The following is a 20,187-nucleotide window of genomic DNA, read 5'->3' as shown; positions in this document are numbered from 1 at the left end:
GCTATAAAAACAGCTATTTTCAAATAATGGAGGATCTTATGAAAGCAAAAAAAGTATTATTTTCAGTGATTGCCGCTCTATTTCTATTGAATGTTGTCATTCCCAACCACTTGCTTGCAGCAAGTACAGCCAGTACCATGGAAGGCAATGTATCAAGCTTTCCTAAAACGTATGAGCAGTCCAGAGACCGCTTCCGCACCTATGAAACTGTCTTAAAATCAAGATGGGAAAAGACCGCTAAACAGAGCTTTCGGATTTCTGATTCCGAAGACTTAGCAATTGATCTTTTAAAAGCTGATGCAGCAAAATCAAAAGATACATTGATTGTCTTATCAAGCGGTACGCATGGAATTGAAGGCTATACAGGATCCGCTATGCAGGATGTTTTCATGAAAGAATTTATTCAGAAATTGAATCCTGATACGACGGGTCTTTATCTCGTCCACTCCATCAACCCTTGGGGCATGAAGAACTTCCGCCGCTACAACGAGAACAACGTAGATTTGAACAGGAACTTCATTGAAGACTGGAGCAAGTTCGACCTGAACAGCAATAAAAGCTACAAAGAGCTGGAAAACTTTTTCGAACCGAATCGCAAAATCGGAAGCATTGTTGCTCATGATGCAGAATTTACAGCTTCTCTAGCAAAAACGGCTTTAACTGCCGGTACAGACAAAGTACAAGGGGCTCTTCTCACCGGTCAATACACAAACCCTAAAGGCGTGTACTACGGCGGAACAAAGGATGAAAAATCAACGGTATTTATGAAGCAGGAATTTGAAAGCATTCTCTCGACTCCTTATAAGCAAATTATTCATATTGATTTACACACTGGGTACGGCCCGCGCTACCAAATGAGCATCTTCAGTTCATCAGCAGAAACGCTTACACAATCCGAGGCTCAGGCAGCCTACCAATATCCCCTTGTCCTGACACCGGATTCTGAAGATTTCTACGCATCCTCTGGAGATATAACCGAGTACTTTACCGCTCTTGCAAAAGAGAAAGCACCGGAAAAAGCATTCTACTCCACAACCTTTGAATTTGGGACACTTGGAGACGGCACGCTCGATTCCATTCAATCTCTTAAGCGTACGGTTGAAGAAAATCAGCTTTACCAATATGGCGCTTCGAGCGAGATCAGCAAATGCATTATTCAGGCACGCTACAAAGAACTTTTCTATCCATATGAAACGAAATGGCGCGAAAAAGCCATCCAGGATTTTAAACAGGCAATGACTGGAGTTCTAACTTATAAAGGAGCTCTATAACAGAAAAGCAGAAAGCCATTTTATTGGCTTCCTGCTTTTTATTTCGGACGTTCCATAGAGAAGATTTCCCCGATTTTCCCGTATTTCGTACCGGCAAGCCGGCTGACGGCTCCAAGCTCTCTCTCCATGATTTTTCCTTCTTTGTATACATTCTTTTTAAAATGGTACTGCACGACGCGCCCGATAATAAAATCAACAGCAGGCTCCCCTTCTCTGCCTCCAAGTTCCAAATGCTTTTCCAGGACGCATTCAAAGCGGATTTTTGCTTCCTCAATTCCTGGCACTTGAATCTGCTGGCTCGGTGTCAAGGTGAGGCCGCTAAAGTCGATTTCACTTTGGTCAGGCGGCAGAGGGGCTGATGTTTCGTTGATGCTTCTAACATTCTCCTCATCTGTTACGTGAATAACAAATTCCTTGTTGTTCACGATATTACGGGCGGTGTCCTTCATTTTCCCTTCAGCTCGCTGCACCGCAATCGTCAGCAGAGGTGGTTCAGATGAGGCTACATTAAAAAAGCTGAATGGCGCACCATTCACTACATCCTCTTCCGAAATGGAGGTGACAAAGGCAATCGGCCTTGGAATCACACTGCCAATCAGCAGCTTGTAATTTTCTAAAGCAGATAAATCGTTAGGGTTAATAGAAATCACGTTAACTCATCCTTTCGTGTCACTTACAAGAACAGACAGAAGGATCTCCTCTAATTGGCTGCTGCTTCTCGACTGCATTCCCGCCTAGTTTTATTATGTACGAATCCAGGAAGGTCTGGGCGCTTATAAAAAGGAGCCTCTTTTTTTCTTGAAATATTGGCGGTTAATTGCCTCTGTTGGCTGTTACCCGTTTTCATGAACCTATAATCGCCCGACCTGCGTTATCTTAAATTTTGGCTGTGTTCGTAAAGTTTGTTGCTTAAGAATAAAAACGTTTATTCAGTAATTCTTCCTTTAATATAATGCTTATTTAATTAAATGAAACTTATCCGCAAAGAAACTCGTATATATAGTATTAACTATTAAAATTTTAAAAGAGGTGATTTCCTTGATTATTGGTGATTTGATTTTCCAATTTTTCAGCTTTGCATTTATTGCACTTATTGTTCTATTGCTTGTTTGGTTTTTCCGTACTAATAACAAAACAAAAGACCGTATTAAAAATCTTGAAGGCAAAATTGATACATTAAGCGAACAGATTAAAAAGGGTAATGATAACAGGCTTTAAAAGCGATGCAAGTTTAACAAATAATCCAAAAAGGACCCAATTGAAGTGGGTTCTTTTTTCGTTGAATCGTTTCTACCCAATATCTCTAATACTTTGAACAGTTGTAAATGTTGGTCTTTGACAAGAAACTAGAAGTAATTCTGTCGTTCTTTCTTTAGAGGGGAACTTTTTATTCATCTCCAGGAATCGGTGCCAAAACAAGTAGTTATCAAGGTATTTAGTCGCCACTCCTTGAAAACGGTCCATCCATTTTTTTAGTCGTTTATGGTAGCCGTTAACGTGTTGAATATGATAAATACCTTTGCGTTTAAACTCTTTTTTGCTTACGTTTATGGCTTCGTGCTTCATCTTTTTCATCAAGGCGAATTTCTTGTAGTTGGTTGCTGTATCCGTGCATAACAAAGCGGAACTATCTAAATAGTTCCCTAAGACCGCATCTAATTCGATGGCTGTAACACGACCTTTTCCTGCGGTTTGAGAAAGAATCTGACCGTTTCTATCGTGAGCAACGACTACACAGATTTGTTCCTTTGATATTCCACGTTTTTTTGCAACGCCACCGCGTTTGCGTGGTTTGCGGTGGGAAATGGACTTGTTGCCTTTATTACTCTCCAAGAAAAAGGTTTCATCGCTTTCGATAATCCCTGTCAGTGTTTTGTGTCCCACAGTTTTAAGTGCAAAAAGAATCTTATGTCTCCAGTAAAACGCAGTAGAAAGATGGATTTTCATCTTTTTGGCAATCTTTCTCAAGGAATAGCCTTCAATCATCATCTCGAAGTATTGGACCCACTTATGAGCATATCTGGTCCCTGATAAAGGGCTGCCAGACATATCATTAAATGACTTACCACAATCCTTACAAAGATAACGTTGGCGTGAACGATATGTACCATTTCGTTTAACGGACACACTTCCACAATGAACACACGCTAATCCATCCGAAAACCGTTTTTCCCGAACATCACCAACCATTTTTGAAATATCTGTTGGCACTTCAGGAAAAACGTTCTCCTTAATAGCGTTGAAAAACTTTTGTTTATCGTGTTCAGAAAGCTCCGAAAATTGTTGATACATATCTAACCACATTGATGAAAGCACCTCTGTCATAATAGTTTTCTTATTATACAGTATGTTCATCTCAGCAACAATTAATACGAACACAGCCTAAATTTTTAAATCTACTGTTCCAGAGCCTGTTCATTCCATTATCGTATTCAGCATGGCTCCTACTTTTGACAGGCGGCAGAAAGACGGCTACAGTTAAACCAATAATCTTCAGAGGTGACCTATGGAACTTAGACAGCTGAAATACTTCGTAGAAGCCGTCAGACAAAAAAATTTTACTAGAGCGGCAGAAAAAATGCTCGTCTCGCAGCCTGCTTTAAGCAAAATGATTAAATCTCTCGAGGACGAACTTGGTGTGCCTCTGATTATACGCAATTATAAAGGGCTTGAACTAACGGATGCCGGCCATTCTGTATACAGGCACGCTGTCCAAATGATCGGAATCGAAGAAGATATTCTTTCCTCTGTCATCGATGTGAAGGGTCTCAGCAGCGGAACCATTAAAATAGGAATACCGCCTATTATCGGAAGCCTCTTTTTCCCAAAGGTGCTCGCAGCCTTTCACTCAGCCCATCCCAATATCAAGATTCACATTACTGAATTTGGAGCGAAAAAGGTAGTCGAAAGTGTGCTTGCAGGGGAAATTGAGATGGGGGTAGCCGTTCTTCCTGTAGACGATGAAAGCTTTAGGACCTACCCAATCGTGGACGAAGAAATGGTTCTTCTTGTAAACGAATCCCATCCTCTCGCTTCAAGCAGCGAAGTGGAGCTTTCCCAGCTAAGCAGCGAAAACTTTATCTTTTACAGCCAAGACTTTGCCCTTTATGAGCTGATGCGTGAATACTGCATCAACGCAGGGTTCGAACCGAACATTCTATTTCAAAGCTCCCAATGGGATTTCATGTCCGAAATGGCTGCTGCGGGAATCGGTGTCACGATCCTCCCCCAGTCCATATGCACCCGCATCACAAGCAGTCAAATCAGAAAAATACCGATACAAAACCCAGCCATTCCCTGGCGGCTCGCCATCATCATAGCCAAAGACAAGTACACGACATTTGCTGGAAGAGCCTTTATTGAATTTATTCTTGGAATGAAGGATCGGCTTCGGATGGGGGAATGAAAAGACTGTTAAGAAGTCCTGCTGAGAGGAATTGATTAAAATTGCCCGCCGGTACGCATCCGGGCGGTTTTTTTTATTAATAAGGAATTTAAACAGGTATAGGTTAGGCTGATTGGAGCAGAAATCAGCCAGGTCCAATTCATTTTAAAAAGTTAGTTCTTAGTACTGGTTGTGTTGTAAAAAAAAGATAGATTCAAAATAAGATTACTTGATAGCGGCGGAACTCCCTTGGGAGCAGCGGGACAGGTGAGATCCCGCAGGCGCTTGCGCCGAGGAGACTCACCGCCCGCCCAAGGATAAGCAAGCAGCCTGGAGCCGCCATCAACCTCGTCGAACTGTTTGCCAAAATAACAATATTTGCGAAAACATTCAAAGTTAAAAACTGACTTTACCAGCCCCCGTATCCATTCATATCAGCAAAGATTGCCCGGATCCCAATCATAACCAAAAGTTATACCACTTATAATATTTATATATTTCACGAATAGCATTCCTCCATGCTATCGTTATACATAGAGCGAAACAGAGAGGAGAATATTCATTGTCTAAAACATTTGACCGCCATCAGCAAGGCCTTGATAAGCTTATGGAGTACACTTTAAAAACGAATGATGATATTTCAACACATCTGCGGATTGTAGATGAGCTGAAGGATATTGCTCCTGATGTCGGAGATATGATTATTGATTTTGCCTATGGAGAGGTTTACTCACGCGAGGGATTAACGAATAAACAAAGAGCGCTTGTTACAATTTCCTCCCTTGTCACACAAGGGACAGAGCCGCAGCTGGAGCTTCACTTAAATACAGGCTTAACAGCCGGATTGACTCCTAAAGAAATTACAGAATCCATCATTCAGCTTGTTCCATACACAGGCTTCCCTAAGGTTTTGAACGCTCTGGCTGTTGCAAAGAAAGTATTTGCTCAGCGTGTGGACGATAAAAAAGAAGAGTAATAACGTTTACAAAGAGCCTGTCCGGGCTCTTTGTTTCATGAGAAAGGAGGGATTGAAATGAAGTGGATTCTGCTTATTAGCCAGATAGCCTTTATACATTGTTTTTATTTTCTTGGAGTATGGCTTACGGGAGTGTTTTCTCTTCCAATTCCATCCGGCATGATCGGGATGGCTATTCTTCTCCTTGCCCTGACTTTTAAGATCATTAAGTTGGAGTGGGTCGAAAAAGGAGCAGCCTGGCTTCTCGCAGAATTGCTGCTGTTTTTCGTTCCGTCTGCCGTTGGGATTGTTGATTATACAGAATTGTTCGGCTGGATTGGGCTTCAAATGCTTGGTATCATTCTAATCAGCACGTTTTTGGTTATGGGTGCAACGGCCTTTACCGCAGAGAGAATTAATAACCGCAGAAGGGAGGCCGTTCCAGATGCTGATTGAGCTAATGCTTGCAACCCTTATCACTTATCTAGTATATAAATTTGGCAAATTCGCTTATCGAAAACATGCATTCCCTTTGCTTCATCCCCTCCTGGTCTGTCCCATTATACTAATTGGCCTGATTCGTCTATTTGACATTTCGGCCTCAGAATATATGGAGCATTCGAGGCTGCTTACGCATATGCTCGGTCCCGCTACAGTCGCATTTGCTGTACCGATTTACAAGCATGCTGGCCTGATTAAAAAATACACGGCTGAAATTTTCTTTAGTGTAACGGCCGGTTCTGTAGCTGCCATTCTCACTTCTTTTTTTCTTGCATTATGGGTTCATATAAATGGAGACTGGATAATCAGTATTTTGCCAAGGTCCATAACGACTCCAATCGCGATTGAAGTATCGAAGGAAATCGGCGGGCTTCCTGCACTCACCACCGTTTTTGTCATCATAACCGGAATAATCGGAGGAATCATTGGACCTTCTATCATCAAGTGGATGTCCATAAAAACACCGATTGCAAAAGGCTTGATGCTCGGTATGGCTGCCCATGGGGTCGGAACATCCAAAGCTATGGAATATGGAGAACTTGAAGGAACATTTTCCAGCCTGTCCATGATATTAGCTGGATTTCTTACCCTCCTGTGGGGATACTCCCTAATCCCGGTTCTGCTTCGGTTTATTTCTTAAAAAGCTTGTACCTGATTAAACTGCAGGGCAAGCTTTTTATGTCTTTTATAATGGATGCCGTTTTTAATAGGCTCTTTGAATTCCATTTTGCTCCAGCAGGGGAGTTGGGAAAAATCCCTATCGAACTGATTTAAATACAAGGACCGTATTATGACCGCCAAAACCGAGGGAATTGCTCATTGCCGCATGTAAAACGTTTTTTCTAGCAACCCCAGGTACGTAGTCTAAATCACAATCCGGGTCCGGTTCATCCAAATTCAAGGTGGGAGGAATCACTCCTGTTTTTAATGTCATTAAAGTGAAGATTGCCTCAATTGCACCGGCTGCACCCATCATATGGCCCGTCATGGACTTAGTTGAACTGATTGGAATGTTATACGCGTGTTTTCCGAAAAACCCTTTAATTGCTTCAGTTTCTATTTTGTCATTGTAAATCGTGGCTGTCCCGTGAGCGTTTATATATTTGATCTCTTCCTTATCCAGTCTGGATTGCCCGAGTGCCAGCTCCATTGCTCTTACTGCTCCTTCTCCCCCTGATGCCGGGCTCGTAATATGAAACGCATCTGCCGCTGAGCCATAGCCTGTAATTTCTCCATATATGTCCGCCCCTCTATTTATAGCGGATTCAAGTGACTCCAAAATGAGCGCTGCCGCCCCTTCCCCCATCACCAGCCCATCCCGGTTTCGGCTAAAAGGGCGGCAGGACGTATTTGGATCCGGATTAGCAGAAATGGCTCCCATCGCACAAAACGCTCCAACACCGAGGGGGGTAATAGAAGCTTCCGTTCCCCCGGCAATCATCATATCAGCCTCCCCCCGCTGTATGACCCTCATTGCGTCTCCCACTGCGCTTGCACCGGATGCACAGGATAAAACCGTGCAATTGTTCACTCCTTTTGCCTGCAGCGCTATAGAGACCTGACTTGATGCCATGTTGGATATCACCATTGTAGTTGCAAAGGGATACAAGCTCTTGTACCCGCCTTCCTGCAAACTCTTAAAGCTTTCTTCAAAGCTTTCAATCCCCCCTATGGCTGTCCCAAACCATACACCAATCCGCTCCGATTCAACATCCATCCCGATTTGGATTCCAGCATCCTGAACAGCCATCACCGATGAAGCAATCGCATACTGTGCAAACCGGTCCATTCGATGACGGTCATTCACTTTTACATAATCTGATAACCTGAAATCCCTCACCTCAGCAGCCGTTTTCGCTGAGAATCCGGTCGTATCAAACCGGGTTAGCTCCCCAATCCCTGAAATGCCTTGTACAGCAGAATCCCATGTTGCTTTCATACTATTTCCCATCCCTGTTACAGCTCCAACTCCGGTAACAACCACCCTTTTCAAACAAATCCCCCCTTCCTCCCTTTCTACCATTTAATTAAAATAAATACAATATTTTACAAAACAAAAGACATGCACCATTAAGGCGCATGCCTTTTATCATTATTCCTGCAAACTGCACGAGCCCCTGCAGGGAAAGCAGACTACACAAAGAATGGCATAGCAATTAAAGCTAGTAAAAAGAAACCACTAACAACAACCCCAAACAGCGACAGGATATGTCTCCTAGTCTCCCTGACATATTTCCATTCCATGAATGCCCGGAAGAGACCAAGAACCATAGAATAGATAAATGCTATGATACCCGGAGAATAAGAAAAAATAATACCAGCTGCTAAAACGACCCAGAACATAATAAAGAGTGCTGTTTCTCCAGCGCGGTGCACATTGTTTATACTGCGGTAAATCCATCCTTTTCCCCGATCAATCTTAAACTTCTTTATTAGCCACTTTTCCATTCTCCAGAAAAGTAAGAGAATCAAGATAAGCACCACAAGAATATAGCCCCAAGGCAATGACTCCACCTCCCCATCATGAATTTACCATATTATAGAAGATAACAGAATTTATTTTTCATAAGCACCCTAATCAGAGGAAATGATTGAAATTCAAACCTGCTGAGAGCTGAAAAAGAAAAAACGTCCCTTCAAGTGAAAGGACGTCATCTTCTTGAACTATATGATCGAATCCAGCTGATCGTACAATTTCCCCCATCTGGCTTTTAATTCAGAGAAATCTCTGGATTCAGAAGTTAGGCTTCTCAGCCGTTCTTCAATGGCTAGAAGCTCTTCCTCAATTTCCTCCGCCGTCATTTCTTTTGCTGCTGGTACTTTTGGCGGTGCAGAAAACGTGCTTTGTTCAGCGGCGGCCGCGAAAACAGGCTCCATTTTTTCTCTCGTCCAGGAGTAGCCTCCTTCAAATGGATAAACCTTGCCTCCGTGTATCCAAGCTGTTTTCGTAAACAGTTTTTCTAAAAAATATCGATCATGGGACACTGCCAGTACGGTCCCATCAAATTGCTCAATTGCATCCTCCAATACCTCACGCGACTCAATATCCAGATGGTTTGTCGGTTCATCCAGTATTAAAAGATTGATGTCTTTTTGCATCAGTTTCGCAAGCTGGATTCTCATCCGTTCTCCTCCGCTTGTGTTTTCCATCTTCTTAAAAACGGACGCACCGTAAAAAAGGAATTTTGCCAACGTGTGTCTTGCGTCTTCCTCAATCATGGAAAGTCCTTCACGAAAATATTGGATAACGGTCATTTCCCCCTCTGCTGCAGAAATCAGCTGCTGGGCAAGGTATCCTGCCTTTACACTGCTGCCGAGCCGTGCTATACCGCAATCCGGCTTCACTTCACCTAAAATCATCCTGATAAGAGTAGACTTGCCTGATCCATTTTCTCCGACGATTGCCAGACGGTCACGGTATAAGATCTCTAAATTTACTTCCGAGAAAAGTTTATTCCCGCTGAATTCCTTCGCTGCACCCTCTATCGTTATTGCTCTTTTGCCGCTTCGCTCCGAGCCTTCGAACTGCAGACCCATTTTCCTGTGCTCCAAAACCGGTCGCTTCAGCTTCTCCATTCGTTCCAATGCCCGTTCCATATTCCGAGCGCGTTTATGAAGGCTTTCACTCGGTGGATTTGCCTGATTCGCCCATTCTTTAAGCTGCTTGATCGCTTCCTTCATCTTTCTAATCTTTTTTTGCTGCTCCTGATAGGCTTGAAATTCATTTAGCAGCCTTTTCTGTTTTTCATCTATGAATTTCGAGTAATTGCCGGGATAGACCGTTATTTCCCCTTCGTCCAAATCCATAATTTTCGTTGATGTTTCGTCAAGAAATTGCCTGTCATGAGAAATGAGAACCACCGTTCCCTTGTATTCCTTTAGAAACTGTTCAAGCCATTCCACAGCATGGATATCTAAGTGGTTTGTCGGTTCATCTAGCAGCAGGAGTTCAGGCTCCTGAAGCAAAATCAGCCCGAGTCCGACCTTCGTCTTTTCTCCTCCGCTCAGCGAATGAAAAGGCTGATTCAGCAACTCTTTGATTCTCAGTCCTGCTGCCACTTTATTCAGCTTGGCATCCGCCTCATATCCTCCACCCCTTTCAAATTGCTCCTGCAGGCTGCCGTATTGGGTAAGTTTCCTATCTAAATCAAACGAATTGGCAGATGCCATCTCTTTTTCAAGTATGGTCATCTGTTCTTTTATAGCAAGCAATTCAGTAAAAGCTCTCCGCAGCATTCCCTCTGCCGTTTCTCCCTGTTTAGATTTCGGAATTTGCGCAAGATATCCCGTTTTCGTCCCCCTCCGAATGGAAATAACACCCCCGTCAGGATCCTCAATCCCTTTTACTAACTTAAAAATAGTTGTCTTACCTGTTCCATTCCTTCCGACTAATCCAATCCTGTCATTTTCATGTATTTCAAACGATACGTTTTCAAACAGCATGTGTCCTCCAAAGGACTTGGAAATATTTTGACCCGAACAAATAATCATCATTATTACTCCTTTTTCAATGGTTTTTTTATTTAAAGGAGCATAGCTGTTTAAAAAACCTATAAATACGGACACAAAAAGAGAGAGCTAACAAGCCCTCCCTAATCGCACAGATATTTAGGCGGATAAGAGATCTTCTTAACATTCCGGTTCAGCTATGCAGTTGCGAAAAAAGGACAGACTTATCCCGTTGGCAGCTGCATCATGAAAAATCGCACGGCACAAATAAAGGAAACTTAATCTCTCAGCCAATGCAATCACAGAACGTTTCATCTCTTCTCCACCTCCTTCGAACAGTAATTGATATTAGTATATACAAAAATAGTTTTTCTGACAATTCTATTTTTTCAGCATGGTTGTCTGCAAACAAAAAAGAGCACCCCATCGAGTACTCTTTTAATAAATTTCCGTATAGGGAAGGACGACTGTTACTCTTGTCCCCTCGCCATTTTGGCTGTCTATCTTAATCTTACCTTCATGGTTTTTCAAAATCTCCATGCTGACGGCTAGTCCAAGACCCTTGCCCGCTTTTTTAGTTGTTGAGAACGGGATAAAAAGCTTCTCTTGAATCTCATGTTCGATTCCGCACCCGTTATCCTCAATTATGATCTCAATGGAATCTGAAGTCAGGTTAGTGAAGATTTCAATCTTTCCTTCACAATCCTCCATAGTTAAGAAGGATTCCATTGCATTTCTGACGATATTCAAGATCACTTGTTTTATTTTTTTATTATCCACAAAAAGAACGGGATTTTTCAGATTGGCCTGATAATGCACCTCACATCCAAAATGAAGCGCTTCTCTTTTGGATGTCATTGCTGCATCATCGAGAAGCTGGGAAAGCAGCACCTTCCGTTTGGACATGATGGGCGGACGCTCATCAAACAGGTATTCGTAAAGGTCATCATTAGCTCGATTGAGTCCTTCGAATGTGAGGTTTTTCTCACCAGGATCTACCATATGCGGCTTTACTTGGTTAAAAAAGCCCTTAATGCTGGTAAGCGGGCTTGTTAAATCTGTTGAGATGCTTGCTGCAATTTCCTTAAACGAACGGAGATGGTGATTCTGAACCGCGATCTCCTTCATCTCTTTAAGGGATTTTTCAAGCTGTGTGTTTTTTTCCATCAGCGACATATTTGCATTCAATAAGTCTGCTTCAAGATTTTTCATCGCCTGATAGACCGGCTCCAGCGATTCCTCTTTATTTACGCAGAAGATGTGAATGGTGTCTTTATTTTCATATTGAATGTATATGTCAAACAAACACAGCGGTTTGTTTTTCGTTTTCAGGTTAAGTTCAATTTTTGAAATCGACGGCGTATCCAGTATAAACGATGCCGCCTTTTTCTTACTCCCTATCCCTACAATATCAATGAAATTTCCAGTCTCATCAAATTCACTCAACGTTCTCTTCGATACAGACAGAATGTTCAGCCTTCGATCAACCATGAAGTAAGAAAATGGAATCTTTTCATATTTGTTAGACATTAATTGCATTTCCATGTTGAACAGTCCCTACATGTTTAATTAATCCCTCAATTTCCGTCAAGTTGCGGATCACCATGGTGTTAGGAGGACAATGAAACTCAAGATCGTGGCTCTCAGCCAGCTTCCCCCCCACCAAAATCGTTGGTCCGAAAGGCAGTTTTTCAAGTTCATTTATATATTTATTGATCAAAGGCAAATTATAAGCCAGGTTAACGGAAATTCCAATGATTTCAGGATGGAATTTTTCTGCAAAGTCAAGCGCATGCTCAAGCGGCAGGTTTGAACCGAGACATTGGGATTCCCATCCATTCTCCTGAAAATAATTTGCAATCATATGAACACCTAAGTCGTGTTCTTCCCCTTCCACACAGAAAAACATCGCTTTTTTCTTTTTAAGAGGCAGCACCCCATGTGGATGCTTCATCATGTGGTAGTACTTATAGGAAAGCAGGTTTTTGCATACATGGGACGCTACATGTTCATCTGCCACTGTTATGACATTTTCTTCCCACAGCTCGCCAATATAGTACATCGTTTCCTTTAAAGCGTCATAGAATTCGATACTGTCTTTGCCATGCGTGACTGTTTCTAAGTAGGTCCAGGCTTTCATAACTTTTCCATTCAGCAAAAGCTTGCTTAGCTCCTCCACTTGAAAATTCATTTCTCCTCACCTGCCTTTATTGAATTAATTAGCCCGTCTATTAAAGGTTATCATATGTGAGTTGTTTTAGGTACGATCGTGATCAAAATCAGATAGTATGTTCGCCTCATTTTCCAGAGCGGAACAACTTCATCAATACCCATTATTTTTTAGGACAAAACCATATTAGGAAAACTATTTTAATAAGTCCAGGAAAGAATAGCCGCGGCCATTGTACCAGTTATCCCTTCTTTGGATGAAGGTTGCCGGCATATTTCATATTGGAGAGATGATGTTCGGAGTTTGCAGCTTAAGGCAAATTAAGCTGTGAAGTTTTTAAGGGGTCAATATATGGTTTCTAGATACAGGTTTAAAAACCCTTTTAAGATTGTGAAAATAATAAAGGACTTTCCTAGTGTTTTTTTATTCTAATAAGTAAATGGTAACACACACTCTTCTGCAAAAAAGGTTTTTGTCCTGCTTTGTTACATAAATTTAATGATTCAACAAACAATAGGCAGTAGAAAAAGGAATGATAAGGAGGATCTGGAATGAATCTGCAGGACAGCTTGGCGGGAAGCTTAAAGCAAAACAAACAGGCGATTACCAACGCGCTGCACACGATGCAGGATTTATCCTTTCATTCCCTTTTGCTTCCTTCCCAGCCTGCTGTTGAGGGCTGTCTTATTCGGCTGAAAGGGATTTCTGATGACACAAAGGTTACTGAAAAAGTGCTTCATCCTTTACTCTACGCAAATGAGCTTCCTTTAAAAAAAGATTTCCTCAAAAAACTGACCCAAAGGGTATTGGCGAGTGATCTATCAGCAGGTTCCACTTGCAAGGAAGCCGTCCAAGCGATTCTGGAGGGACATACGGTTCTGCTGATTGAAGGATATTCAGGATTTATTGACCTCGAAACCACCGGGGGAGCACGCAGAGCGGTGGAGGAGCCATCCTCACAAATGGTCATCAGGGGGCCAAAAGAAAGTTTTAATGAGACCCTCAGGACAAATACCGCCCTTATCCGCAGAAGGCTGAAGACACCGGATCTTAAGCTGGAGGAATATGTAATCGGCGAGGTTTCGAGTACAAAAGTGAACCTTATGTACATCGAAGGCAAAGTAAGTCCAGAGACTCTAAGATTGGTAAAAGAGCGATTAACAAGCAATGAATCAAAAATCGTTTTGGAATCCGGTTACATCGAGAGGATTTTGCAAGATCATCAAGTTACGCTGTTTCCCACTATGAACAATACGGAAAGACCAGATGAGGTTGTAAGCAGTCTGATTGCCGGAAGAATAGCGCTGCTCGTGGATGGCACGCCTTTTGTATTGCTATGCCCCACAAGCTTTAAGCACTACTTTTACTCTCCCGAGGACCAATATCAATCCAAAATGGCAGGCAAGCTTATTTTATTTCTGAGATATGCAGCTTTTTTCCTATCCGTTTTTGCTCCATCTATTTATATTGGAATGATTACTCATCACCAGGCACTGATCCCTACATCTTTGCTTATCAGTCTTTATTCTCAGCGGGAGGGTGTACCCTTTCCTGCACTCATTGAGGTACTCATCATGGAGGTAACCTTTGAGATATTAAGGGAAGCCGGGGTCAGACTTCCCAGAGCAATCGGTCAAGCCGTTTCCATTGTGGGAGCACTTGTTATCGGCCAAACAACCGTACAGGCAGGACTTGTTTCAACAGCCGTAGTAATTGTCGTTTCCATCACGGCCATCTCAAGCTTCACCCTGCCGAATTACAGTTTAGCCATTACTGCCAGGATGGTCCGCTTCATTTTAATGTTTGTTACCTATTTCCTGGGCTATTATGGATTGATGCTTGCCACCATTATGTTCATGGGACACCTTTATCACCTTACGACTCTAGGAACTCCCTACATGTCGAAAGGGACACAGGCTGAAAAAGGAGGCGGCAATTCGTGAAGAAATGGATCGTCATGCTCTGCATCCTCCCAATCCTTTCATCATGCGGAACCCAGCAGGAGCTGAATGATATGTCGATTGTCATCGGGATTGGAATGGATGAAGCAGGTGATGGATATCAGGTCACTCTCCAGCTTGTAGATCCGAGCGAAATATCAACCGGTGCCGGAATGTCACCTGGCGGAAAAGCGGTACCGGTTATTAACATGGTTGGTGATGGCCCTTCCATTAACGAAGCTTTTCAGGCAGCCGTCTCTAAAATTTCGAGGAGGACTTTTTACAGCCATCTATCTGTGGTGGTTATTGGTGAGAGCATGGCTAAAAGAGGAATCAACGAAATTATCGAACATTTGGAACGCGGTTCTGAAATTAGAAGCAGCCTTTTGCTTCTGACAGCAAAGGATCAGACAGCACTGGAGGTGCTGTCTGCCCTTCCTCCTTTAACGAAGGTTCCAGCCTTATCCGCTATCGGAAAGCTCGAGAACAATATGGAGAATTACGGAACCGTTACAAAAGTCAACATCGTCGATTGGGCAAAAGCGAATGACCGTAAAGGAACCTATGCCGTTATGCCTGGAATATTTAATCATGGCGATCCAAAGGTATTTACTAAACAGGAAAACCTCGAACAGAGTGAGCCTTTTTCGACCGCTGTCGGGTATACCGCTATTTTCGGTAAGGATTCCAAGCTGCTTTACTGGATAGGGCCAGAGGAAACGAAGGCGATGCTGATCCTTCAAAATCAAATCCGGCGGACATTTGTTAACGCGCCCTGTGACCATGAGCACATCTCATACGAATTGCCTTTTTCAAAATCCTATACGGATGTCTCAGTCAAAGATGGGAAAGCTAAAATCCGCATACGGGTTCATACGAGGAGTGAATTGTACTCCCTCGGCTGCATGAAAAAAGAAAAGCTTACAGAAGAGATGATACGGGATTTGGAAAGAAGAATGACAAGCAAGCTCAAAACGGAAATAGAGCGAACGATACAAATTGCACAGAATCATCACTCAGATATTTTTGGATTCGGACAAACACTGGCATCCCAGGATAAAAAGAAATGGAAAGAAATAGAGGATCACTGGGATCAGTTCTTTCAGGAAGCTGAAATCAGCGTAGATGTTTCTACTGAACTGCTGAGAGGCGGCGTGGTTGAAAGCCATATGTAAAGAGGGATCAGTATGAGCAAAGTGACTGCCAAGGAAATGTTTTATTTAATATTCATATTTGAAATCGGCAGTGCAATTCTTTTGGATCCTGCAAAGCAGGCGATGAAGGACGCATGGCTTGCGGTATTGCTTGGCTACGCAGCAAGTATTCCGCTGTTTTTAATGTATATAGGGCTGTCTAAGCTTTCAGGTAAAAAAACGATGGTTGGAATTCTCATCATGCTCCTGGGAAAGAAAGCCGGAACGATCGCCTCCTCTCTTTACATTCTGTACTTTTTATACATCTGTGCACGTGTCCTCAGAGACTTTGGTGAATTGCTGATCATCACCGCTTATGATGAAACCTTTTTAATCGTAATCAGCAGTTTTATGATGCTTGCTGTGATGTATTTAGCCATTAAAAGATTTCATGTATTTGCCGGTGTCTCAAAACCATTATTTTTTGGAATCACAATCCCCTTTTTTATTGTGGTAGGATTTGAAATCATCTCAGGCATTGTGGACATTCATGAAATTTTGCCGATTGCGGAAAATGGTCCAATGCCGATCTTGAAAACCATTTTCCCTACGATCATGACTTTTCCATTTGGAGAGATGGTCGTTTTCACGATGTTCTTTCCGCTCGTCCAGGAAAGTGCCAAGCTTATCAAAGTAACCCTTTCTTCCATCTTTTTTGCCACCTTGATATTGAGCACCACTGCACTGCTCCATGTTTCCATTCTTGGAGCAGAAATGACAAAAAGCTTCGTATTTCCGATTCTAGCTACCGTCTCCCTGATCAATATATCAGATTTTATTCAGCGTCTTGATTCAATTGTGGTCATTCTTATGATTATTGTGGGATTTACAAAGGTGTTCATGTTTTTCTATGCAGCACTCAGAGGCACCATGGAAATCACAGGAACCAAAAATCCCATACCTCCCGTGCTAATCTATGGCGTGGCCATGATTGCCTCATCCCTGTTTATTGCCAATACTCAATATGAGCACTTTCAGGAAGGGCTCATATTCGTTCCTTATTTTCTTCATGTCCCCTTTCAAATTGTATGTCCAGCCATCATTTTAGCCATACTTTGGCTTAAGAAAAAAAGAACTCAGAAGAAGGGTGCGGCAAATGAAGTTCCTAAAGAAGCTTAAAAAAATCATGACAGAGATCAAAACCGTCCTCTTTGCTTTATTCATGGTCCTTCTTCTGATGATTTCCATTGTCCTTATCGATTTTTATCAAGGCTATTCATGGAGCATGGTGATCAAAACGTTCAGCTACGAGCTTAAGACTTCTTCCATGAATGACCTTTTTTCCCTGCTGATATTTGCACTTATGATTGTGATCTATCTATATATCACCAGCATTAAGAATGGAAAAAAGAAGCAGAAGACAGCGGCTAAAGGAGGGAAAAATCCGTGAACCAGTACAATGAGAGACTGATGACTATTTTATTTCTTTCCACCCTTTTACTAGTGAATAAGAAAAGACTGCTGCTGCGGTTTATGCCGTTCGGAATCTTCATGGTCATGATTTTGAGTATGGGCAAATTATGCAGGGTTTCCGGAGGAAGAAATGGTGAGACGATTGTGAATATAAGTTTTACGCTCGGTCCTTTTTTATACCGTATGCTATGGATTGCTTTTTCGATTTTTCTAAGGCTTGCGAAATTGCCATTTTGGGTTAAAAAGAGATTTTTCACTATGGATACGAGAAATTAATTTTTTAAAATTAAAAAGAGCCCAGTGAATTCCACTGAGCTCTTCTTTCGTGATTAAGCAGATTGTCTTGTACTGGCATCTGCAGGATTGATAGGAGTTTCCCGGCTTGTTTTCTTGATTTTCGGCACAGGCAATAGGAACGTTGTAAGCGGAACAAATGTTATCAGTCTGATTGCAGCAACACAGATAATCATAACGGCAATGTACATTAAGCCCACATATTGAACATTCCAATATGGTTCCGGAAGATGCCTCGCCATTAAATAAAGCACCATAGGGTGAATCAGGTAAATCCCCATCGAGTACTTGCCAATGAGCACAAGCGGCTGTTTTATGATTGAAAACTTAGAGAGAAGCGGATAAATCCCAATAGTCGCGATACTTAGAAGCGGAATATTTGCAAGGTTTGAGATCCTGCGGTTTGATACATACCCCTTCATCTTGTACTCGATCACCGCTCCAGTTGAAACGGCTAGAGCGAGAATCAGCATCTGAATCGGACGCTTCAGCGCGTAATTGCGGATACCCTCCCAGTAATAGGCAAGGAATGCACCGAATGCAAAATAGAAAATCCAGATTGGCATAAACGACTTGCTTGCAATGAATTCTCCAATCGGACCCTCAAACGGAGGTTTAATTCCGTATAGGTTGTAACTAATTAAGAAGGAAATAAACAAGAAAATAAGAATCGTCGTCTGCGTTCTAAACAGCTTTTGAAGAAGTGGAAAAACAAGATAAAATTGCACTACGATTGAAATAAAATACAAATGATAAAACGCATTTCCTTGTATAAAGCCCCCGATTTCCTCTATCGGATCGCCAAATCCCTGGCCGTTATAAACGTACATCATATAACGATATGCAACACTCCATAAAATAAAAGGAATAATAACCTTTGAAAAACGTGATTTCATAAACTTCCCAAACTGAAATCCTTTATTCCGTACTTGTAAAAACAGCAGGAAACCGCTGATGACCGCAAAAATCGGTGTGCCGAATCGGCCGATCTGGTTTAGGAAATACGAAAACCAATCATACGTATCATTATTCATACCAGAATTCGTTGCGGAAACGTGTACCGCCACAACAGCTAAACAAGCAAAGGCCCGCAGGAAATGAATTTCAAACAAATAAGATTTACCGCTCTTCTGACTGGCCTCTTTTGCCATAACGATCACTCCTTTATTAAAAAAAGACTCCTTCATCATTTTAAGCTGAAAAGCTGCCGAAATGGTGGCGTTCTATCAAAAGGCTTCTTTGGTCTCGTTTTCGATTCAAGGTCTTAAGATAGAGACTTTCAGATTGTAAGCGTTATCTCCCTGCTGTCCCGTATAAGCAAATAGTCATCTACTAACAAAGATGTTTACAAAATGGTGTTTTTGTCATTAATTGTTGAAAAAGGGAGAATCGCGGTATATCAAGGATTGTAATGATAACCTATAAGAGGTTTGCGAAAATTGTCGAATTTAGCAGAAACAATGGAATCTAGTGGGATTTCTTCCCATCAGGGAGTCCGGGCTTCAGCCAATTCTTACTCTATATCAGCCGGTTCTCACTCTATATCAGCGGGTTCTTTCATGATTCCAGCCAAAAATTTTTTACCAGCCGATCGGGACCTTTTTCCAGCCGCTTCCCACTCTATATCAGCGGGTTCTCTATAGATTCCAGCCGGTTTCACTGAGTTTCCAGCCAGAATTTTTTTACCAGCCGATCGGGACCTTTTTCCAGCCGCTTCCCACTCTATATCAGTCGGTTCTCTCTAAATTCCAGCCGGTTTCACTTAGTTTCCGGCCAAAATTTTTTTACCAGCCGGTCTTTACCTTTTCCCAGCCGCTTCCCACTCTATATCAGCCGGTTCTCTCTAAATTCCAGCCGGTTTCACTTAGTTTCCAGCCAGAATTTTTTTACCAGCCGATCGGGACCTTTTTCCAGCCGCTTCCCACTCTATATCAGTCGGTTGTTTCATGATTCCCCCGCTTATTTAGCCGGTCCGTCAATCGAATATAGCCATTCCTCTTTTTTCTGTCCATTCGCCCACACTATTCGGCCGTTCCAGCTTGCAATTTAGCCGTTCCCCCCGCTTATTTAGCCGTTCCGGCAACCCAATTTAGCCATTCCTCTTTTTTCTGTCCATTCGTCCACACTATTCGGCCGTTCCAGCTTGCAATTTAGCCGTTCCCCCCGCTTATTTAGCCGATCGGCCACTGAATTTAGCCGTTCCTCTTTTTCTGTCCATTTGCCCACACTATTTAGCCGTTCCATTCTTCAATTTAGCCGTTCCCCCCGCTTATTTAGCCAATCGGCAACCCAATTTAGCCATTCCTCTTTTTTCTGTCCATTCGCCCACACTATTCGGCCGTTCCAGCTTGCAATTTAGCCGTTCCCCCCGCTTATTTAGCCAATCGGCAACCGAATTTAGCCGTTCCTTTTTTTCTGTCCATTTGCCCACACTATTTAGCCGTTCCATTCTTCAATTTAGCCGTTCCCCCCGCTTATTTAGCCAATCGGCAACCGAATTTAGCCGTTCCTCTTTTCCTGTCCATTTGCCCACACTATTTAGCCGTTCCATTCTTCAATTTAGCCGTTCCCCCCGCTTATTTAGCCGATCGGCAACCGAATTTAGCCATTCCTCTT

General features: G+C 42.4%; 20 protein-coding genes. 11 read left to right on the top strand and 9 right to left on the bottom strand.

Annotated elements, in window-relative coordinates; translation table 11 throughout:
- The first annotated feature begins 38 nt into the window (after positions 1-38).
- Positions 39-1,271, top strand: a complete 1,233-nt coding sequence (locus tag WCV65_RS04915; protein WP_338780506.1) for a M14 family metallopeptidase — start codon at positions 39-41, stop codon at positions 1,269-1,271.
- A 38-nt stretch (positions 1,272-1,309) separates the two neighbouring features.
- Here WCV65_RS04915 and WCV65_RS04910 read toward each other — a convergent pair whose 3' ends face one another.
- On the bottom strand, positions 1,310-1,921 hold the full coding sequence (locus WCV65_RS04910; RefSeq protein WP_338780505.1) for a flavin reductase family protein: 612 nt from the start codon (positions 1,919-1,921) through the stop codon (positions 1,310-1,312).
- A 388-nt stretch (positions 1,922-2,309) separates the two neighbouring features.
- Between WCV65_RS04910 and WCV65_RS04905 the strand changes: the two genes are divergently transcribed.
- Entirely contained in the window at positions 2,310-2,489 is a 180-nt protein-coding gene (locus WCV65_RS04905) for a DUF4083 domain-containing protein (protein ID WP_338780504.1), read from the top strand.
- A gap of 72 nt (positions 2,490-2,561) precedes the next feature.
- Here WCV65_RS04905 and WCV65_RS04900 read toward each other — a convergent pair whose 3' ends face one another.
- Positions 2,562-3,575 (bottom strand): IS1595 family transposase, encoded by a 1,014-nt coding sequence (locus WCV65_RS04900; RefSeq protein WP_338780503.1) that lies wholly within the window; start codon positions 3,573-3,575, stop codon positions 2,562-2,564.
- A 202-nt stretch (positions 3,576-3,777) separates the two neighbouring features.
- Here WCV65_RS04900 and WCV65_RS04895 point away from each other — a divergent pair, with 202 nt between their 5' ends.
- From WCV65_RS04895 to WCV65_RS04880, 4 genes are all read left to right on the top strand, one after another.
- A complete protein-coding gene (locus WCV65_RS04895; protein WP_338780502.1) occupies positions 3,778-4,677 on the top strand; it encodes a LysR family transcriptional regulator in 900 nt (299 codons plus the stop codon).
- Between the two features lie 586 nt (positions 4,678-5,263).
- On the top strand, positions 5,264-5,632 hold the full coding sequence (locus WCV65_RS04890; RefSeq protein WP_051860547.1) for a carboxymuconolactone decarboxylase family protein: 369 nt from the start codon (positions 5,264-5,266) through the stop codon (positions 5,630-5,632).
- 57 nt (positions 5,633-5,689) lie between these two features.
- A complete protein-coding gene (locus WCV65_RS04885; protein ID WP_035404951.1) occupies positions 5,690-6,067 on the top strand; it encodes a CidA/LrgA family holin-like protein in 378 nt (125 codons plus the stop codon).
- A complete protein-coding gene (locus tag WCV65_RS04880) occupies positions 6,057-6,752 on the top strand; it encodes an LrgB family protein (protein ID WP_051860540.1) in 696 nt (231 codons plus the stop codon). Before WCV65_RS04885 ends, WCV65_RS04880 begins: the two co-directional genes overlap by 11 nt.
- A gap of 117 nt (positions 6,753-6,869) precedes the next feature.
- Here WCV65_RS04880 and fabF read toward each other — a convergent pair whose 3' ends face one another.
- The 6 genes from fabF to WCV65_RS04850 form a co-directional block, all read right to left on the bottom strand.
- Positions 6,870-8,111: a beta-ketoacyl-ACP synthase II gene (gene fabF, locus WCV65_RS04875; RefSeq protein WP_338782160.1), complete on the bottom strand. Its 1,242-nt coding sequence runs from the start codon at positions 8,109-8,111 to the stop codon at positions 6,870-6,872.
- A 134-nt stretch (positions 8,112-8,245) separates the two neighbouring features.
- Positions 8,246-8,617 carry a DUF4181 domain-containing protein gene (locus WCV65_RS04870; RefSeq protein WP_338780496.1) on the bottom strand — a complete coding sequence of 124 codons (372 nt, stop codon included), beginning with the start codon at positions 8,615-8,617 and terminating at the stop codon, positions 8,246-8,248.
- A 159-nt stretch (positions 8,618-8,776) separates the two neighbouring features.
- Positions 8,777-10,603 carry an ABC-F type ribosomal protection protein gene (gene abc-f, locus WCV65_RS04865; RefSeq protein ID WP_338780494.1) on the bottom strand — a complete coding sequence of 609 codons (1,827 nt, stop codon included), beginning with the start codon at positions 10,601-10,603 and terminating at the stop codon, positions 8,777-8,779.
- A 138-nt stretch (positions 10,604-10,741) separates the two neighbouring features.
- Positions 10,742-10,876 carry an RAxF-45 family protein gene (locus WCV65_RS04860; protein ID WP_338780492.1) on the bottom strand — a complete coding sequence of 45 codons (135 nt, stop codon included), beginning with the start codon at positions 10,874-10,876 and terminating at the stop codon, positions 10,742-10,744.
- A gap of 123 nt (positions 10,877-10,999) precedes the next feature.
- Positions 11,000-12,106: an ATP-binding protein gene (locus WCV65_RS04855; RefSeq protein ID WP_338780490.1), complete on the bottom strand. Its 1,107-nt coding sequence runs from the start codon at positions 12,104-12,106 to the stop codon at positions 11,000-11,002.
- Entirely contained in the window at positions 12,084-12,752 is a 669-nt protein-coding gene (locus tag WCV65_RS04850; RefSeq protein WP_338780488.1) for a cobalamin-dependent protein, read from the bottom strand. Before WCV65_RS04850 ends, WCV65_RS04855 begins: the two co-directional genes overlap by 23 nt.
- Positions 12,753-13,282: 530 nt before the next feature.
- On the opposite strand from WCV65_RS04850, the gene WCV65_RS04845 reads away from it, so the two are divergent.
- Genes WCV65_RS04845 through WCV65_RS04825 form a run of 5 tightly spaced genes read left to right on the top strand, consistent with a single transcriptional unit; the run spans position 13,283 to position 17,553 of the window.
- On the top strand, positions 13,283-14,674 hold the full coding sequence (locus WCV65_RS04845) for a spore germination protein (RefSeq protein WP_338780486.1): 1,392 nt from the start codon (positions 13,283-13,285) through the stop codon (positions 14,672-14,674).
- Positions 14,671-15,846, top strand: coding sequence for a Ger(x)C family spore germination protein (locus tag WCV65_RS04840; protein WP_338780484.1), 1,176 nt, complete (start codon positions 14,671-14,673; stop codon positions 15,844-15,846). Before WCV65_RS04845 ends, WCV65_RS04840 begins: the two co-directional genes overlap by 4 nt.
- Positions 15,847-15,858: 12 nt before the next feature.
- Positions 15,859-16,983, top strand: a complete 1,125-nt coding sequence (locus WCV65_RS04835; RefSeq protein WP_338780483.1) for a GerAB/ArcD/ProY family transporter — start codon at positions 15,859-15,861, stop codon at positions 16,981-16,983.
- On the top strand, positions 16,961-17,254 hold the full coding sequence (locus WCV65_RS04830; RefSeq protein ID WP_338780481.1) for a hypothetical protein: 294 nt from the start codon (positions 16,961-16,963) through the stop codon (positions 17,252-17,254). The genes WCV65_RS04835 and WCV65_RS04830 overlap by 23 nt, the downstream gene beginning before the upstream one ends.
- Complete coding sequence (locus WCV65_RS04825; protein ID WP_338780479.1) at positions 17,251-17,553, top strand: hypothetical protein; 303 nt, start codon at positions 17,251-17,253, stop codon at positions 17,551-17,553. Before WCV65_RS04830 ends, WCV65_RS04825 begins: the two co-directional genes overlap by 4 nt.
- Before the next feature lie 53 nt (positions 17,554-17,606).
- Here the strand turns inward: WCV65_RS04825 and WCV65_RS04820 are convergent, their stop codons facing one another.
- The gene (locus WCV65_RS04820; RefSeq protein ID WP_338780477.1) at positions 17,607-18,722 is read right to left on the bottom strand and encodes an acyltransferase; all 1,116 of its coding nucleotides are present in this window, start codon (positions 18,720-18,722) and stop codon (positions 17,607-17,609) included.
- Between the last annotated feature and the right edge of the window lie 1,465 nt (positions 18,723-20,187).

It is taken from the genome of Metabacillus sp. FJAT-52054 (assembly GCF_037201815.1).
Taxonomy (GTDB): domain Bacteria; phylum Bacillota; class Bacilli; order Bacillales; family Bacillaceae; genus Metabacillus_B; species Metabacillus_B sediminis.
The sequence above is the reverse complement of the archived record's forward strand: the minus strand, read 5'-3'. Positions and strand labels throughout refer to the sequence as shown.

Excerpts from the sequence above, each read along its gene's own strand:
- WCV65_RS04915 (WP_338780506.1), top strand. The coding sequence starts at position 39 with ATGAAAGCAAAAAAAGTATTATTTTCAGTGATTGCCGCTCTATTTCTA.
- WCV65_RS04900 (WP_338780503.1), bottom strand. The coding sequence starts at position 3,575 with ATGTGGTTAGATATGTATCAACAATTTTCGGAGCTTTCTGAACACGAT.
- WCV65_RS04895 (WP_338780502.1), top strand. The coding sequence starts at position 3,778 with ATGGAACTTAGACAGCTGAAATACTTCGTAGAAGCCGTCAGACAAAAA.
- WCV65_RS04890 (WP_051860547.1), top strand. The coding sequence starts at position 5,264 with ATGGAGTACACTTTAAAAACGAATGATGATATTTCAACACATCTGCGG.
- WCV65_RS04885 (WP_035404951.1), top strand. The coding sequence starts at position 5,690 with ATGAAGTGGATTCTGCTTATTAGCCAGATAGCCTTTATACATTGTTTT.
- WCV65_RS04880 (WP_051860540.1), top strand. The coding sequence starts at position 6,057 with ATGCTGATTGAGCTAATGCTTGCAACCCTTATCACTTATCTAGTATAT.
- abc-f (WP_338780494.1), bottom strand. The coding sequence starts at position 10,603 with ATGATTATTTGTTCGGGTCAAAATATTTCCAAGTCCTTTGGAGGACAC.
- WCV65_RS04860 (WP_338780492.1), bottom strand. The coding sequence starts at position 10,876 with ATGAAACGTTCTGTGATTGCATTGGCTGAGAGATTAAGTTTCCTTTAT.
- WCV65_RS04855 (WP_338780490.1), bottom strand. The coding sequence starts at position 12,106 with ATGGAAATGCAATTAATGTCTAACAAATATGAAAAGATTCCATTTTCT.
- WCV65_RS04850 (WP_338780488.1), bottom strand. The coding sequence starts at position 12,752 with ATGAATTTTCAAGTGGAGGAGCTAAGCAAGCTTTTGCTGAATGGAAAA.
- WCV65_RS04845 (WP_338780486.1), top strand. The coding sequence starts at position 13,283 with ATGAATCTGCAGGACAGCTTGGCGGGAAGCTTAAAGCAAAACAAACAG.
- WCV65_RS04835 (WP_338780483.1), top strand. The coding sequence starts at position 15,859 with ATGAGCAAAGTGACTGCCAAGGAAATGTTTTATTTAATATTCATATTT.
- WCV65_RS04830 (WP_338780481.1), top strand. The coding sequence starts at position 16,961 with ATGAAGTTCCTAAAGAAGCTTAAAAAAATCATGACAGAGATCAAAACC.
- WCV65_RS04820 (WP_338780477.1), bottom strand. The coding sequence starts at position 18,722 with ATGGCAAAAGAGGCCAGTCAGAAGAGCGGTAAATCTTATTTGTTTGAA.